The 14977-nt window shown below is 66.9% G+C and carries 12 protein-coding genes; 10 read left to right on the top strand and 2 right to left on the bottom strand.

Features of this window, described 5'->3' with window-relative positions; all coding sequences use genetic code 11:
* Window positions 1–96: 96 nt before the first annotated feature.
* Window positions 97–1440, bottom strand: coding sequence for an MFS transporter (locus HLH28_RS16700; RefSeq protein ID WP_220790152.1), 1344 nt, complete (start codon window positions 1438–1440; stop codon window positions 97–99).
* A gap of 453 nt (window positions 1441–1893) precedes the next feature.
* On the opposite strand from HLH28_RS16700, the gene HLH28_RS16695 reads away from it, so the two are divergent.
* From HLH28_RS16695 to HLH28_RS16650, 10 genes are all read left to right on the top strand, one after another.
* Window positions 1894–2826, top strand: coding sequence for a LysR family transcriptional regulator (locus HLH28_RS16695; protein ID WP_182961320.1), 933 nt, complete (start codon window positions 1894–1896; stop codon window positions 2824–2826).
* A 225-nt stretch (window positions 2827–3051) separates the two neighbouring features.
* A complete protein-coding gene (gene denD / locus HLH28_RS16690; RefSeq protein ID WP_182961318.1) occupies window positions 3052–4053 on the top strand; it encodes a D-erythronate dehydrogenase in 1002 nt (333 codons plus the stop codon).
* 66 nt (window positions 4054–4119) lie between these two features.
* Window positions 4120–5568 (top strand): MFS transporter, encoded by a 1449-nt coding sequence (locus HLH28_RS16685; protein WP_182961316.1) that lies wholly within the window; start codon window positions 4120–4122, stop codon window positions 5566–5568.
* Between the two features lie 41 nt (window positions 5569–5609).
* Window positions 5610–6548: a sugar phosphate isomerase/epimerase family protein gene (locus tag HLH28_RS16680; protein WP_220790151.1), complete on the top strand. Its 939-nt coding sequence runs from the start codon at window positions 5610–5612 to the stop codon at window positions 6546–6548.
* Window positions 6549–6584: 36 nt separating this feature from the next.
* Window positions 6585–8297 carry a dihydroxyacetone kinase family protein gene (locus HLH28_RS16675; RefSeq protein ID WP_182961314.1) on the top strand — a complete coding sequence of 571 codons (1713 nt, stop codon included), beginning with the start codon at window positions 6585–6587 and terminating at the stop codon, window positions 8295–8297.
* Entirely contained in the window at window positions 8290–8775 is a 486-nt protein-coding gene (locus tag HLH28_RS16670; protein WP_182961312.1) for a ribose-5-phosphate isomerase, read from the top strand. The genes HLH28_RS16675 and HLH28_RS16670 overlap by 8 nt, the downstream gene beginning before the upstream one ends.
* Before the next feature lie 137 nt (window positions 8776–8912).
* Entirely contained in the window at window positions 8913–9884 is a 972-nt protein-coding gene (locus HLH28_RS16665; protein ID WP_182961310.1) for a 3-hydroxyacyl-CoA dehydrogenase family protein, read from the top strand.
* 5 nt (window positions 9885–9889) lie between these two features.
* Window positions 9890–10705 carry a triose-phosphate isomerase gene (locus HLH28_RS16660; RefSeq protein ID WP_182961296.1) on the top strand — a complete coding sequence of 272 codons (816 nt, stop codon included), beginning with the start codon at window positions 9890–9892 and terminating at the stop codon, window positions 10703–10705.
* A gap of 45 nt (window positions 10706–10750) precedes the next feature.
* Window positions 10751–12079, top strand: coding sequence for an MFS transporter (locus HLH28_RS16655; RefSeq protein WP_182961294.1), 1329 nt, complete (start codon window positions 10751–10753; stop codon window positions 12077–12079).
* A 30-nt stretch (window positions 12080–12109) separates the two neighbouring features.
* Window positions 12110–13354: an alpha-hydroxy acid oxidase gene (locus HLH28_RS16650; RefSeq protein WP_182961292.1), complete on the top strand. Its 1245-nt coding sequence runs from the start codon at window positions 12110–12112 to the stop codon at window positions 13352–13354.
* A 46-nt stretch (window positions 13355–13400) separates the two neighbouring features.
* On the opposite strand, the gene HLH28_RS16645 is transcribed toward HLH28_RS16650, so the two are convergent.
* On the bottom strand, window positions 13401–14945 hold the full coding sequence (locus tag HLH28_RS16645) for a carbohydrate porin (RefSeq protein WP_246396323.1): 1545 nt from the start codon (window positions 14943–14945) through the stop codon (window positions 13401–13403).
* Between the last annotated feature and the right edge of the window lie 32 nt (window positions 14946–14977).

Genomic DNA, 14977 nt, shown 5'->3' with positions numbered 1-14977 from the left:
GTCGATTTCCAAAACTCCAGGGGGAGGCAAGCCTCCCCCTGGAGATGTGCGCGATGACACCGCTTGTCCTTGCCTGCGACGCAGGCCTGCAACGCTTCAGGCGCCCGATATGCTAGGGTTCCATGCCTTCTCGTCCCCCGTCTGCATGCGGGGATGGCCTGACGTTTCGGTTGCCAGCGCGGCTTCGTCGATCGGATCGCCGATGAGGAATCCATAAGCCAATGCAGCCAGGATCGCGACGCCGGCCCCAGCCCACAGCGCGGTCCGGAACGATCCGGTGGCCTGGCCCAGCAGACCGGTCACAAAGGGGGCGAAGGCGCCACCGATATAGCCGCCGCAATTCTGCATCGCCCCGATCGATGCCGTGCACCGCCCCGGCGCCGCGACGGGCGCCATCGCCCAGGCCGTCGCGGTGCAGACATACAGCAGGAACATCGCCATGCTGATGCAGCCGACGGCGACCGCGTTGCTGGTGACCTCGGCCGCCAGGACCGTAGCCAGGGCGGTGCCCAGCAATGCCGCGATCATCGGATATTTCCGGCTGCCGACCGGCGAGACGCCATGCCTGACCAGCATATCGACCAGCCGGCCGCCGCACAGGCTGCCCGCGATCCCGAACAGGAAGGGAATGGCCGCGATCCATCCGGTGCGCGCGACACTCATGTGCCGGTCCATTTCCAGATAGCCCGGCAGCCATGCGTTATAGATCCACAGGACATAGATGCAGCCGAAATACCCGGCCATCATGCCCCAGGTCGTCCGGAAGGCGAACAGCCGGCGCCATTCGCGCAGGCTGACCGGGCCGCGCGTGCCCGCGTTCATGTCGTCGCGCAGATAATCGCGTTCGTTGGCCGTCAGGGCGATGTCCGCCGGATCGCGATGCAGCAGCCAGAACAGTCCGGAAAAGACCAGCCCCGCCACCCCCATGATTCCGAACATCCAGCGCCAGCCGAACGACAGCATCAATATCGTCAGAAGCGGCACCGAGATCGCCGAACCCAGCGTCGACGCCGAATTCCAGATCCCCGTCGCCGTGCCGCGCGCCGGAACGGCGAACCAGTCCCGCACCACCCGCGCACTGGCGGGGGATTGCGGCGATTCCCCCGCGCCCAGCAACAGCCGCGTGGCGAACATCGCCCCGAAACTGGTCACCAGGCCGCCCAGGCATTGCGCCATCGACCAGATCGCGAGGCCCACCGACAGCACCCGCCGCGGCCCCAGCCGGTCCACCAGCAGACCGGCGGGCAATTGCGCCAGGGCATAGGCCCACAGGAAGGCCGACAGCAAGGCCCCCATTCCCGCAACCGAAATGCCCAGATCGTGACGGATCAGCGGATTCGCGACAGCCAGGGTGGCACGGTCCACATAATTCAACGCGCCACTGGCCACCAGCAGGACCAGCGCGAGGCGTCCGGTCCGTGCGATGCGGGGCGTTCGCACCCCCATTCCCGGTGGCGGGGGCATGGCATCGCCCCGAACAATATCGTGAGGATCCCCTGCGTGTGCAGCGGGAGGCGGGCGGCTTTTCATGACCGTTCTTCCTTGCCTGCCGGACGTGTCGCCGGCTTATGGGGGATCTGACGCCACCCGTCGACGTTACGGTGCGATGACGTCACATCCCGGATCGCAACGCATTGCCAACAGAACGGATGCATGAGATCCGTTCGATTCATGCAAAACGATGCATGCAATGCAACATTTACAGAAATGATCGGGCTTTGCCCGAACCCGCCAGGCCTGGGGTCCTGGCCCCCGATCATGGATCGACAAACGGGTTTCCAAAGGCAACCGGCGGGTTTCGGGGCAGCCCCCTGAGGCAGACCAGGACGATTCCCCATTCCAAGTCGTCACATTTCACAATATGGGTTAGTGACTGCGAGGCACAGAAGACAGATGCGGCATCTGCTCACGCGATTGAAATTTCGTCACCTGACGCTTGTCCTCAGCCTGGAGGAAAGCTGCAACCTGCACCGCACGTCGGAACTTCTGAACATGTCGCAGCCGACGGCGACGAAATTGCTGCAGGAAATCGAGCATACGCTGGGCGTGCCGCTGTTCGAGCGCCGGCCCAAGGGGATGATACCGACACCCTTCGGTTCGCTGGTGGCACGCCATGCCCGCCTGATGCTCAGCGACATCGGACGGCTTCAGCAGGACATTGACGAATTGCGGACCGGCATTTCCGGCGTGGTGCGCATCGGCACGGTGGTCGCCGCCATGCCGGACCTGGTCGCCCCCGCCGTCGGCCGGATCATCGGCGAAAATCCGCGGGTGTCGATTTCGCTGACGACGGACAACAGCGACGTCCTGCTGGTGGAATTGCAGAACGGCCGGATCGATTTGATGGTCGGACGACCGATCAGCATTGTCGAGAACGAGGATTTGAACGTCGAAACGCTGGAGGACGAGGATCTGCGAATCGTCGTGAGTCCGGGTCATCCGCTGCTGGCGCGCCAGGACCTGAGCCTGCGGGACCTGGTGGGCGAACGCTGGCTGCTGCAGCCGGGCACCAGCCCGATGCGGCGGGCGATCGAGGCGGCGTTCACCGTCGAACGCCTGTCGTTTCCGCCGCATCCGGTCGAATCCGCTTCGGTGACCGCGACGATCTGCATGCTGGCGGAAACATCGCTGATCGCGGTGCTGCCGCACAGGATCAGCGCGTTCTTCGTTCGTCATGGCGCCATCGCGGAACTGCCGGTCCAGCTGCCGCGCATCCTGCGCCCCTACGCGCTGGTGACCTTGCGCAATCGTCCGGCAGGCAACGCACTGACCCGCATGATGGCCCTGCTGCGCGCCGGCGCGGCCGGGGACGAAACGGGCGACTGAAGCGAATTTTAAGCGTCACGCCTCGGGGCGCCGACCTGAAACCCGCCAAGGAGCAACGCCCGATTGCGCGCATGGGTTCGCGTGATCGGATTTCGTAATCGGCCCTTCCCAAAACTCGATTTGTAATCGTCCGCGCCCCGCGAAAGGATAACCCCAACAGCAACAACAAAGCCTGCGGATGCGACAGCCGACTTCAGTCGCCCGACAGGCAGGGGAAAGCATCCTATGCATGTGCTGATTCTTGGCGCGGCCGGCATGATCGGGCGCAAGCTGGCCGAAGCCCTCGGCCGGACGCCCGTCGTCGGGTCGCATGGCATCACCCGCCTGACCCTGGCCGACGTCGTCCTGCCCGCCGCCCCGCCGGGGCTGGAAGACCGCACCGACTGCCTCATCGCCGACCTGGGCCAGCCCGGCGAGGCCGCGCGCATGGCGGCATTGCGGCCCGACGTGGTCTTCCATCTGGCGGCCATCGTCTCGGGCGATGCCGAGGCCAATCTGGAAAAGGGCTACCGCATCAATCTGGACGGCACGCGCGCGCTGTTCGACGCGCTGCGGCTGAACGGGGCGGACGGTGCCCGGCCAAAGGTGATCTTCGCGTCCACCAACGCGGTGTTCGGCGGCGACATGCCTGATGTGATCGGTGACGATTACCTGCTGACCCCGCAGACCAGCTACGGCACGCAGAAGGCGATGTGCGAACTGCTGCTGGCGGACTATACCCGCCGGGGCCTGCTGGACGGCATCGGCCTGCGCCTGCCGACGATCTGCGTGCGGCCGGGCAAGCCCAACCTGGCGGCGTCCGGATTCTTCTCGAACATCATTCGCGAACCGCTGGTGGGGCAGGAGGCGATCCTGCCGGTCGGCGAGGACGTGCGCCACTGGATGACCAGCCCGCGTTCGGCGGTGTCCTTCTTCCTGCATGCGGCGACGCTGGACCCCGCCGCGCTGGGCGGTCGCCCGAACCTGACGATGCCCGGCCTGTCGGTCACCGTCGGCGAACAGATCGAGGCCCTGCGCAAGATCGCCGGCCCACGGGCGGTGGCGTTGATCCGCCGCGAACCCGACCCGCTGATCCAGCGCATCGTCACGGGCTGGGCGCGGGCCTTCGACCCGGCGCGCGCACGGGCCCTGGGCTTCGTCGCCGAGGCAGCGTTCGAGGACATCATCCAGGCCCATATCGATGACGAACTGGGCGGCGAACAACCGGGCCTGCGCCGCGCCTCCTGACGCTTTCCGACCACAGAACGGGATTCAACCCGTCTTGCCCCGGAAAGGGGCCGGAGACAGTCTGACATGAGCATCATCCTCTCCAGGGCCGGCCTCGGGGCCGGCCGGGCGCCGGGCGTCGCGTCGCGGCCCGCCGCGCCGATCCCGACGCCGCTGCAGAACGCCATCCGCAAGGCGCGCGTCCGCCTCGTCCCCTTTCTGATCCTGATGTACATGCTGGCATTCCTGGACCGCGCCAATGTCGGCATGGCCAAGCAGGCGCTGGCCGGCGCCATCGGCCTGTCGCCCGCCGCGTTCGCACTGGGGGCCGGCATCTTCTTCATCGGCTATGCGCTGTGCGAGGTCCCCAGCAACCTGATCCTCCACCGCGTCGGCGCACGGCGCTGGATGGCGCGCATCATGGTCACCTGGGGGCTAGTCGCCGCCTGCACCATGTTCGTCCAGGGCGGCACGTCGTTCGTCGCCCTGCGCTTCGTGCTGGGCATCGCCGAGGCCGGGTTCTTTCCGGGCGTGATCCTGTATCTGACCTACTGGTTCCCGCCGGAAGAACGCGGACGCGTCATCGGCCGTTTCTATTTCGGCTATGCTCTGGCGCTGGTGCTGGGCACGCCGTTGTCGGGCCTGCTGCTGGGGATGGACCGGATCGGCGGCCTGGCCGGCTGGCAATGGATGTTCCTGATCGAAGGGCTGATGGCCTCGGTGGTGGGCATCGTCACGCTGTTCGTGCTGCCCGACCGGCCGGCCGATGTCACGTGGCTGAACGACGAGGAAAAGCTGGCCCTGTCGACGGTGCTGGCCCGCGAGACCCGGCAGAAAGAGGCCGAGGGCGCCTCGAGCTTCCTGCATGCGCTGCGCGATCCGTGGCTGCTTCTGTTCACCACCATCTATTTCCTGATGCAGATCGGCAGCTACGGCGTCGCGTTCTACCTGCCCGACCAGGTCAGCCAGCTTCTGGGCGTGGCGATCGGGCTGAAGGTCAGCCTGGTGTCCGCCCTGCCGTGGCTGTGCGCCGTGTTCTTCACCGCCTTCTGGCCGCCCCTGGCCTCGCGCGTCAACCGGCCGCGTGCCTTCTTCATCGTCACCCTGCTGTGCATTGCAGGCGGGATCCTGGTGTCGGCCCATGCGCCGCCGCAGGTCGCCATCATCATGCTGTGCCTGGCTGCGGCCGGCATCATCTCGGCCCAGGCTATCTTCTGGACCTTTCCGACCGACCGCTTCGGCGGCACGGCGGCCGCGGGTTCGATCGCGGTGATCAATTCGCTGGGCAATCTCGGCGGGTTCGTCGCCCCGAACCTGCGGGCGGCGGCCGACCGCATCTTTCTTTCCCCCACCGCCGGCCTGCATGCGCTCAGCATCGCGGCATTGCTGGGAATCGGGCTGGCAATGCTGCTGCCTGCCCGGGGACGCCGGGTGATCGCGGCGACGGATCTTCCGCCGGCCGACAGCATCCCGGCGGCCGGTCCTCCGGACGGTACCCGCTCCGTGCCCCTGGGGGCACGTGCCTCCGTCCCCTGACCATTCCTGAAACCATGTTTTCCACGCAGGAGAATCATACGATGACCGGAATCGCCTCCCCATCCTGGAATCGCCATAACTGGCCGATCGCGGCCGCGATGATCCAGTATCCGAACATCCTGCCCGACGGGCGGTGCGTGCAGGACCTACCGGCCGAAAACTGGGCCGCGACCCTGGCCGATGTCGCGGACGCGGGCTTCACCGACCTTGATCCCACCGATTCCTGGCTGCGGATCGCCGATCTTGGCCGCAGCCGACTGAATGAATTCATGGGCGTGGTACGCGACGCCGGCCTGACGATCCCTGCCATCTCGACCGCGCGGCGCAGCGTGATCGACGCGCAGCATGGCGAGGAATATCTGGAATATTCCCACCGCCTGATCGACGTGGCGGCGGAAATCGGCGCCGGGGCCGTGTCCTTCGGCCTGTTCCAGGCCCTGACGCCCGAACAGAAGCGCGCGCTGTGGTTCTGGACGATCGATGGCTACCGCGACCCCGATGACCGGGCGACATGGGACCTGGCCGTCCGCCGCCTGCGCGAACTGGGCCGCCACGCCGCCGATGCCGGTATCGAACTGTCGCTGGAGATGTACGAGGACACGTATCTGGGCACCGCCGACAGCGCGGTACGCTTCGTCACCGACATCGACCTGCCGAACGTGGGCCTGAATGCCGATCTGGGAAATCTGGTGCGCCTGCACCGCCCCGTCGAACATTGGCAGGCCATGATGGAGAAGGTCGCGCCCTTCGCCCGCTACTGGCACGTGAAGAATTATTTCCGCACCGAGGACGAGACCACGGGGCTGATCGTCACCGCGCCGGCGCCGCTGGAATTCGGCGTCATCAGCTATCGGGCCGCGATCCGCAAGGCGCTGGAGCACGGGTTTCGCAGCGCCTTCCTGGTCGAACATTACGGCGGCGACGGGCTGAGCGTCAGCGCCACCAACCGCGAATACCTGCGCCGCATCCTGCCGCGCTGAAGACGCATCACGGAAAACGCCAGGAGTACACTCGACATGACGCATATCCATAACGGGGCGGACGGCTTCGCGGCGACGGCGCTCGACGGGTTCTGCGACGTTCACGCCCACCTTGTGCAGCGCATCCGCAGCGGGGTGATGCGGGCCACCGCCACGCCGGACGGCAAGGTCGCCGTCGTCATCGGTGGCGGCAGCGGCCATTACCCGGCCTTCGCCGGCTATGTCGGGCCTGGCCTGGCCGATGCGGCCGTGGCCGGCGACGTCTTCGCGTCGCCCTCGGCCAAGGCCGTCTACGATGTCTGCAAACGGGCGGATCGCGGCGGCGGCGTGCTGCTGATGTTCGGCAATTATGCCGGCGACGTGCTGAACTTCAACATCGCCGCCGAGCGCCTGCGCCGCGAAGGGATCGACACGCGCATCGTGGCGATCACCGACGACATCGCCAGTGCGCGCGAACCGGCCAGGCGTCGAGGCATCGCGGGCGACCTGCTGGTGCTGAAGCTGGCGGCGGCCGCGGCCGAAGCCGGCCAGCCGCTGGACGAGGTCGCGCGGATCGCCCGCCACGCCAACGACCGTACGCGCTCGTTCGGTGTCGCGTTCGGCGGCTGCACCCTGCCGGGCGCCGAGGCCCCCCTGTTCTCGGTTCCGGCGGGTCATATGGCGCTGGGCCTGGGCATCCATGGCGAGCCCGGCATCGACGAGGTCGCGATCCTGCGGGCCGGCGACCTGGCGACCCTGCTGGTCGGCCGGCTGCTGGACGACATGCCGGCCGGCGCGGGCACGCATGTCGCGGCGGTCCTGAACGGGCTGGGCGGCACCAAGCAGGAAGAATTGTTCGTGCTGTGGACGTCCGTCGCGGCCGGCCTGCGCAATGCCGGCCTGGAATCTATCCGGCCCGAGGTGGGCGAATTCATCACCAGCCTGGACATGGAAGGATGTTCGCTGTCGCTGACCTGGCTGGATGACACGCTGGAACCGCTCTGGACCGCGCCATGCGAGAGCGCCGCCCTGACGCGCGGTCCGACCATTCCGACCACGCCGGCCCCTCGGGTCGAGGAAGCCGCCGACCAGGCCGCCGCCTGGGCGCCGTCATCCCCCGCGTCGCGCTCCGCCGGACGCGCGGTGGCCGAGGCGATGAGCCTGCTGGCGGCGACGCTGGACGGGGCCGAGGCGGAGCTCGGCCGGATCGACGCACGCGCCGGCGACGGCGATCACGGCCGGGGAATGGCCTGCGGGTCGGCGGCCGGCGCCCGCGCGGCCCGGGACGCCGCGACGGGCGGGGCCGGGGCCGGCGACGTGCTGACGGCGGCGGCCGATGCCTGGGCCCACCGGGCGGGCGGCACGTCGGGGGCGTTGTGGGGCCTGGGGCTGCAGAGCGCCGGCCGGGCGATCGGTAACCAGGGCGATCCCTCGGCCGTCGATGTAGCCCACGCCGCGCGCACCGCCCTGGATGCCGTCATGCGCCTGGGGGGCGCCCGCCCGGGTGACAAGACGCTGGTCGACGCGCTGCTGCCGTTCGTCGAGACGCTGGAGCGCGAAAGCGCGAACGGCGCCACGCTGGCCCGGGCCTGGCACGCGGCCGTCCAGGTGGCCACCACTGCCGCCGACCGCACGGCCGACCTGCTGCCGCGCATCGGACGCGCCCGCCCGCTGGCGGCGCGCAGCAAGGGCCATCCCGACGCCGGCGCGGTGTCGCTGGCGCTGTGCGCCCGCACGATCCTGAAGATGATGGAGCATGAAAATGTCTGACACCCCGCGCACATTGCGGATCGTCATCGGCAGTGACGATGCCGGCCTGCACTATCGCGCCGCCCTGGCCCGCGACCTGCGGCAGGATCCACGGGTCGCCGAAGTCATCGATATCGGCGTCGGCGACGACGAACATACCGATTATCCCCACGTCGCCGTCCGGGCCGCCCGCATGATCGCCGACGGCCGGGCGGACCGGGGCCTGCTGATCTGCGGGACCGGGCTGGGGGTGGCGATCAGCGCCAACAAGGTCCCGGGCATCCGCGCCGTCACCGCCCATGATTCCTATTCGGTCCAGCGCGGCGTCCTGAGCAACGACGCGCAGATCCTGTGCATGGGCGAACGGGTGATCGGGCTGGAACTGGCGCGGATGCTGGTCCGGGAATGGCTGGGCTATCGCTTCGACCGGCAATCCGCGTCGGCGGCGAAGGTGGCCGCCATCTGCAGCTACGAACCGGCCCCCGCCCACGCGCTGTAAGACCAACCGGCGGACAAATCGGCCTTGTCCGAACCCGTCAGGGCCCGAGGTCCTGGACCCCGATCATGAATCACCAGTTCGGCGGGTTTCAGGGCAGGCCGGAGGCGACCGCCGCCAGACGAAAGCAGGAACACGACATGACGATCCAGATCAGAACTGTCGCCGTCATCGGCGCGGGATACATGGGGGGCGGTATCGCCCAGTCGCTGGCCCTGGCGGGGGTCAGGGTCACGCTGGCGGATGCCTCGCCCGACGCCACGACAGCGGCGCTGCGCCGCCTGCACGACGAGGCCCTGGCCTTCGAGCGCCAGGGTCTGTTTCCGGCTGGCGCGGCGGCCTTGATCGCCGACAATCTCCGCGCTGCCGATTCGATCGCCGAGGCGGTGGCCGACGCCGATTTCATCGAGGAGGCAGTGCCCGAGATCCCGGCGCTGAAGCGCGACGTGCTGGGCCAGATCTCGGACGCGGCGCGACCCGATGCGATCATCGCGACCAACACCTCGACCTTGCCGGTCCACACGCTGGCCGACGCCGTGCGCCATCCCCGCCGCTTCCTGACGGTGCATTTCAGCAACCCGGCACCATTCATCCCCGGCGTCGAGCTGGTCTGCGGCAGGGATACCGATCCCGCGATCGTGCCGGCGATCCGCGACCTGCTGGCCCGCGCCGGGCGGCGCTGCGCGCAGGTCGCCGACACGCCGGGCTTCGTGCTTAACCGGTTGCAGTATGTCCTGCTGAAGGAGGCGACCCTGATCGTCGAGGAAGGCGTCGCCACGCCCGAGGACGTGGATACGCTGGTCAGCACCACCTTCGGGTTCCGGCTGCCGTTCTTCGGCCCGTTCGCCATTGCCGACATGGCGGGGCTGGACGTCTACGCCAATTGCTTCCGCACGTTCGAGGACGCGTTCGGCTCCCGCCTGGCCACCCCGGCCTCGCTGACCGCCCTGGTGGCCGAAGGCAAGTTCGGCACCAAATCGGGCGCCGGCTATTCCGGCAGCTTCGACAAGACGCAGACTGACGCGCTGATCGCCTATCGCAACAAGGCCTATGCGCGGATGGGCCAGCTTCTGCAGGAACTCGGCCCCTCCCCCCTCCAGCGGAAGGACTAGGCGCCATGTCCGCATCCGCGACATCCAACCCCAAGCCCGGCCGGCCCTTCTGGGTGGGCACCAGCTGGAAGATGAACGGCCTGCCGGACGACGCCCGGCGCTATGCCGAACGCATCGCGGCGGTGGACGACTGGCATGGCATCCGTCCCTTCGTCATGCCGCCCTTCACCGTCCTGGCTGATGTCGCGCGCCTGCTGCACGGCAGCGCGGTGCAGGTCGGCGGGCAGAACATGCATTGGGACGAGTCCGGATCCTGGACCGGCGAGATCTCGGCGCCGATGCTGCGCCAGTGCGGCGCGACGATGGTCGAGCTGGGCCATTCCGAGCGACGCCGGCATTTCGGCGAGACCGACGAAACCGTCAATTGGAAAATCCATGCCGCGTTGCGCCATGGGCTGACCCCGCTGGTCTGCATCGGCGAGACGCAGGCCGAACGGGACGGAAACGTCGCCGACCTGATCCTGGCCCGCCAGGTGCGCCTGGCACTGCATGGACTGACGGCGGCGCAGGCCGGCCGCGTGATGTTCGCCTACGAACCCGTCTGGGCGATCGGCGAGGCCGGACGCCCCGCTCCGCCCGAACTGGTGGCGCAGGCGGCTGCCGGCATCCGGCAGGAACTCGACCGCGCCGCCGGCGCCCCGGGCGTGTCCCCGCCGCTGCTGTACGGCGGCAGCGTGAACCTGGAAAACGCGGCGCCCTATGCCGCGCTGGCCGACATCGACGGCCTGTTCGTGGGCCGCGCCGCCTGGACCGCCGAGGGGTACGCCACCCTGGCGCGCACTGCTTCCCGTACCCTGGCCGCGCCACGTCCGGAGCCATAGGCACCAGCCGGCGCCCCTCCCCCTCTCCGTTCGGAGTATCGTACCATGCCACGGTTACGATGGATCATGGTCATCCTGTGCTTCGCAGCTACGACGATCAATTATATCGACCGGGCGACCGTGTCGGTCGCGGCCCCCTTCATCGCGCGCGATCTGCATCTGGGCCCCGCCGTGCTGGGCGTGGTGCTCAGCGGATTTTTCTGGACCTATGCGTTCATGCAGGTGCCGGCGGGCCTGGTGGTCGACCGGCTGGGCCCGCGCCTGACCTACACCGTCGCCGTATTATGGTGGTCGTTCTTCACGGCCATCACGTCGATCGTCAACAGCGCGGCGCTGCTGTTCGGCTGCCGCTTCGCGCTGGGCATCGGCGAGGCCGGCAGCTATCCCTGCAACACCAAGGTCGCGGCCCAATGGTTCCCCACCCGTGAGCGCGGCCTGGCCTCGGGCATCTTCGACAGCGGGTCGCGCGCCGGTTCGGCGCTGTCGATGCCGCTGATCGCACTGCTGATCAGCTTTACCGGCTGGCGCCTCGCCTTCGTCGTCACGGGGCTGGTGGGGGTCGTGTGGGTGGCGGCATGGCTGCTGCTCTATCGCGATCCGGATCGCCATTCCGGCGTCACCCCGGCGGAACTGGCCGCATTGCGGGCGGCACAGCCCGCGGTGCAGACGTCGGGGGCCGGGGCAAAGGGGACGGTGCCGTTCCGCGCCCTGTTCCGCTACAGGACGGTCTGGGGGATGATGATCGGCTTCTTCTGCCTGAATTTCGTCTTCTATTTCTATACCACCTGGTTTCCGACCTACCTGGTGCAGGCACGCAATTTCTCGCTGCATCAACTGGGCGTTCTGGGCATGCTGCCGGGCCTGGCGGCGGTTCCATCCGCCTGGATCGGGGGCTGGACGTCGGACCGGCTGTACCGCGCGGGCTGGAGCCTGACCGCCGCGCGCAAGACCTGCCTGGTCGGCGGCATGCTGCTGTCGTCGATCATCACGCTGTCGGCCTTCACGCGCAGCGACGCGCTGTGCCTGACATTCTTCACCACGGCCTACGCAGGCATCGCCTTCGCCGGCGCCAATATCTGGTCGCTGCCCGCCGACGTGGCGCCCAGCGCGGCGCATGTCGCCTCGCTCAGCGGCATTCAGAACGGGGCGGCGAACCTGTCGGGCATCCTGACCGCGACGATGACCGGCGTCATCCTGAAGCTCACCGGCGGCTCGTTCATCGCGCCGCTGTGCGTCACCGGCGGGTTCTGCGTGCTGGGAGCCCTGACCTATCTGTTCGTCGTGGGACCGATCGCCCCGCTGCCGCCGCTGGCCCCGAGGAACCCGCGGAACCCGATGACGGATCGGGCCTTGCCCGAACCCACCCGGGCCTGAGGCCCTGGACCCCGATTGTGGATAAACAGAATGACCGCCCTGTCCATCGTGCCGACACGTCCTACGGACACTTCCTCGCCCGCGGTATCGCCCGTGCCGGCGTCCGCGCCGATCCCGCGCCTGTGGGGGCGTTACCTCAACCTTGACGATTTCGAGGCCGCCGCCCGCCGTCGCCTGCCCCACGCCATCTACGGCTATGCCAGCGGCGGCGCGGCGGATGGCGGGGCGATCCGCAGCAATCGCGACGTCTTCGGCCGCTGGCATTTCGTCACGCGGATCCTGCGCGACGTGGCGTCGCGCACGCCGGCCCGCACCCTGTTCGGCCATCGCTATGACGTGCCGTTCGGGATCGCGCCCATGGGCGCCTCGGCGGTGGCGGCCTTCGACGCCGATCTGCGGATGGCGCGGGCCGCACGGGCAGCCAACCTGCCGTTCGTGCTCAGCGCGAATTCCATCACGCCGATGGAAGCCGTGACGGCGGTGAATCCCGATATCTGGTTCGCCGCCTACCTGCCGCCCGATCCGGCCCATATCGAAGGCATGCTGGCCCGTGTTGCCGCCGCCGGCGTCAGGGTGCTGGTGGTGACCGCCGACGTCCCCGCGGGATCGAACCGCGAGGCCGAGCGGCGGAATGGCTACACGATGCCCATACGCCTGACCCCGCGCTTGATCGCCGACGGAATCACGCACCCCCACTGGCTGCTGGGTACCGCGGCCCGCACCGTGGCGCGCCAGGGGGTGCCGGTCATCTCCAACATCCAGCCGCGCGGCGGGCCGGGCCTGTTCTCGCGCCAGGTCAGCTTCATCGGCGGGGATGGTGCCTTCACCTGGGATCACGTGCGGCAGATCCGGCGGTCATGGCAGGGAACGCTGGTCCTGAAGGGGATTCTCTCGCCAGCGGACGCCCGCCTCGCACGGCAGCATGGCGTGGACGGCATCGTCGTTTCGAACCATGGCGGCCGCCAGCTGGACGGCGCCGCGTCGCCGATGGACGTTCTGGGCGCGATCCGCGACGAAAGCGGCGACATGGCGGTTCTGGTCGACAGCGGCTTCCGTCGCGGCGGCGATATCCTGAAAGCCCTCGCGCTGGGGGCGGACTTCGTGCTGATCGGCCGTCCGTTCCTGTATGCCGCCGCCCTGGCCGGCGAACCCGGCCTGCGCCATGCGGCGGCGCTGCTGCGCCGCGAGATCGATCTGGACATGGCCCAGCTCGGTCTCGCTTCGCTGGAAGAGATCGGTCCCGACTGCCTGCTGGAGCGCGCCACGATGCAATAAATCCTTTGGCCGCGACAGGCGCGCCGGCTCCCGACCAGGAAGGCCGTTAGAACGTGAAGCCGACTTCGAAGTCCAGGATCAGAGCGTTCGGATAGCGGCTTGTGCCCCCCGGGTGCCAGAGATATTGCAGGCCAGGCCGGACCGTCGCCCATGGATTGGGACGCCAGCCGTAATTCAGCTCGAAGGAATTCTCTTCGGTCGGCCTGTAGGCTTTTTCACCGAGCGACTGAAGATATTCCGCATAATGCGTCAGCTTCGGGTTGAGCACGAGTATCTTTCCGCCAAAATTGACCGTGTCATTCGGCCTGCCGGGAAACGTGCCTTTGCGTATAAGGCCCCATGTCGCGAAATAGGGCGAAAAGGCCGTACGCGGATCCCCCCATATGAAACTGACGAAGAGAAGGGTACCTCTGGGGCTTCCCTCATGATCACGCTGCAACATCTGGTCGACTTCCACCCAGCCACCATAACGCCCGCGAACGGAATCCTGAGGCAGGTCGATGAGACGGACCGAAGAGGGCTCGAACTGGGCGATCTGGGTCGTGACGATTTTGACCTGCGATGTATCCCAGTAACCGCCGATCCTCACGTTGCCGGGCAGTGTACCATTTTCATCCGTCCCTCCGTGAATCCATCCCAACTGGAAGGGAAGATAGGAACCGGTGGTGTTGTTCAAGCCAAGCTTCCACCCGTTATGGGTATTTGAAATGGTATTATCCACATTGTAGAGTCCACCGGAAATCAGGAAGTTCCTGTTTCCGAATGGATATAGTTTCAGGTAGCTGCCGGGATGGGCGGTCGGGTACCAGCCATAGCCCGAGTTGAAGGCCAGGGACTGCGGCATGCCGCAAATGGCATTGCTCTGGAATTCGCAATAAACATACAGGTTCCAGTGGATACTGGATTCGGCGAAGTCATTTTCGGTGCTGAACCAGCCTGCCTCCATGGTCGCGTAGCGGCCGAAATGATGTTCAAGGGTAAGACGCGTCAGACGCACCGTTTCACCGGAGCCGAATATCTCCTGCACGGAACTGATGGCCGGCAGAATCGACGTCGCCAGGCTCAGGCCGGCGCGCTCCGTCACCAGGAAATGAAGAGTACCTATGTCATGACCGGTCAGTTTCAGAAAATTTATATCGGTTCCAAGCGCAAATTCATGTGCATATCGCACGCCCTGGGATTTACCCCCGATCGGATTACCCGAAGTATCTTCAAGATAACGTCCTTTGAGGACAACGCCCTGCGCCTCAAGCCGCTTTCGCAGTCCGCCCAGACCGCCGATCATGGAATCCTGCTTGTTCCATTCCGCGAAGCTTGACGGAAAAAAGGATCCCCCCGTCGGTTCCGCGACATAGAATTCTGGAGGCGGGGATTTTTTCTCGGGCTGGCGAATGGCGCCGAGAGCGGCACGGCCGCCGGAAGGGCGAGATTGCGGAGAACTCTGCTCCGGAGGGCCCGCCACGCTTGCATATGCGTAATTAGGGAATATTAATTTCATTAAAAGCATGAATGTTACTACAGATTTGTATATTATGTGAAAAATAAAACCCGGTTCGCGCTCCTCGTAAATCTGGCGCATCTCATGTACCATCTGAGTCTCCACAAATTATTATTTTTATAAGT

Origin of the sequence: Gluconacetobacter tumulisoli, from assembly GCF_014174155.1 — a bacterium.
Taxonomy (GTDB): domain Bacteria; phylum Pseudomonadota; class Alphaproteobacteria; order Acetobacterales; family Acetobacteraceae; genus Gluconacetobacter; species Gluconacetobacter tumulisoli.
The sequence above is the reverse complement of the archived record's forward strand: the minus strand, read 5'-3'. Positions and strand labels throughout refer to the sequence as shown.

Coding starts and splice junctions, on each gene's coding strand:
- HLH28_RS16695 (WP_182961320.1), top strand. CDS start 1,894: ATGCGGCATCTGCTCACGCGATTGAAATTTCGTCACCTGACGCTTGTC.
- denD (WP_182961318.1), top strand. CDS start 3,052: ATGCATGTGCTGATTCTTGGCGCGGCCGGCATGATCGGGCGCAAGCTG.
- HLH28_RS16685 (WP_182961316.1), top strand. CDS start 4,120: ATGAGCATCATCCTCTCCAGGGCCGGCCTCGGGGCCGGCCGGGCGCCG.
- HLH28_RS16680 (WP_220790151.1), top strand. CDS start 5,610: ATGACCGGAATCGCCTCCCCATCCTGGAATCGCCATAACTGGCCGATC.
- HLH28_RS16675 (WP_182961314.1), top strand. CDS start 6,585: ATGACGCATATCCATAACGGGGCGGACGGCTTCGCGGCGACGGCGCTC.
- HLH28_RS16670 (WP_182961312.1), top strand. CDS start 8,290: ATGTCTGACACCCCGCGCACATTGCGGATCGTCATCGGCAGTGACGAT.
- HLH28_RS16665 (WP_182961310.1), top strand. CDS start 8,913: ATGACGATCCAGATCAGAACTGTCGCCGTCATCGGCGCGGGATACATG.
- HLH28_RS16660 (WP_182961296.1), top strand. CDS start 9,890: ATGTCCGCATCCGCGACATCCAACCCCAAGCCCGGCCGGCCCTTCTGG.
- HLH28_RS16655 (WP_182961294.1), top strand. CDS start 10,751: ATGCCACGGTTACGATGGATCATGGTCATCCTGTGCTTCGCAGCTACG.
- HLH28_RS16650 (WP_182961292.1), top strand. CDS start 12,110: ATGACCGCCCTGTCCATCGTGCCGACACGTCCTACGGACACTTCCTCG.
- HLH28_RS16645 (WP_246396323.1), bottom strand. CDS start 14,945: ATGGTACATGAGATGCGCCAGATTTACGAGGAGCGCGAACCGGGTTTT.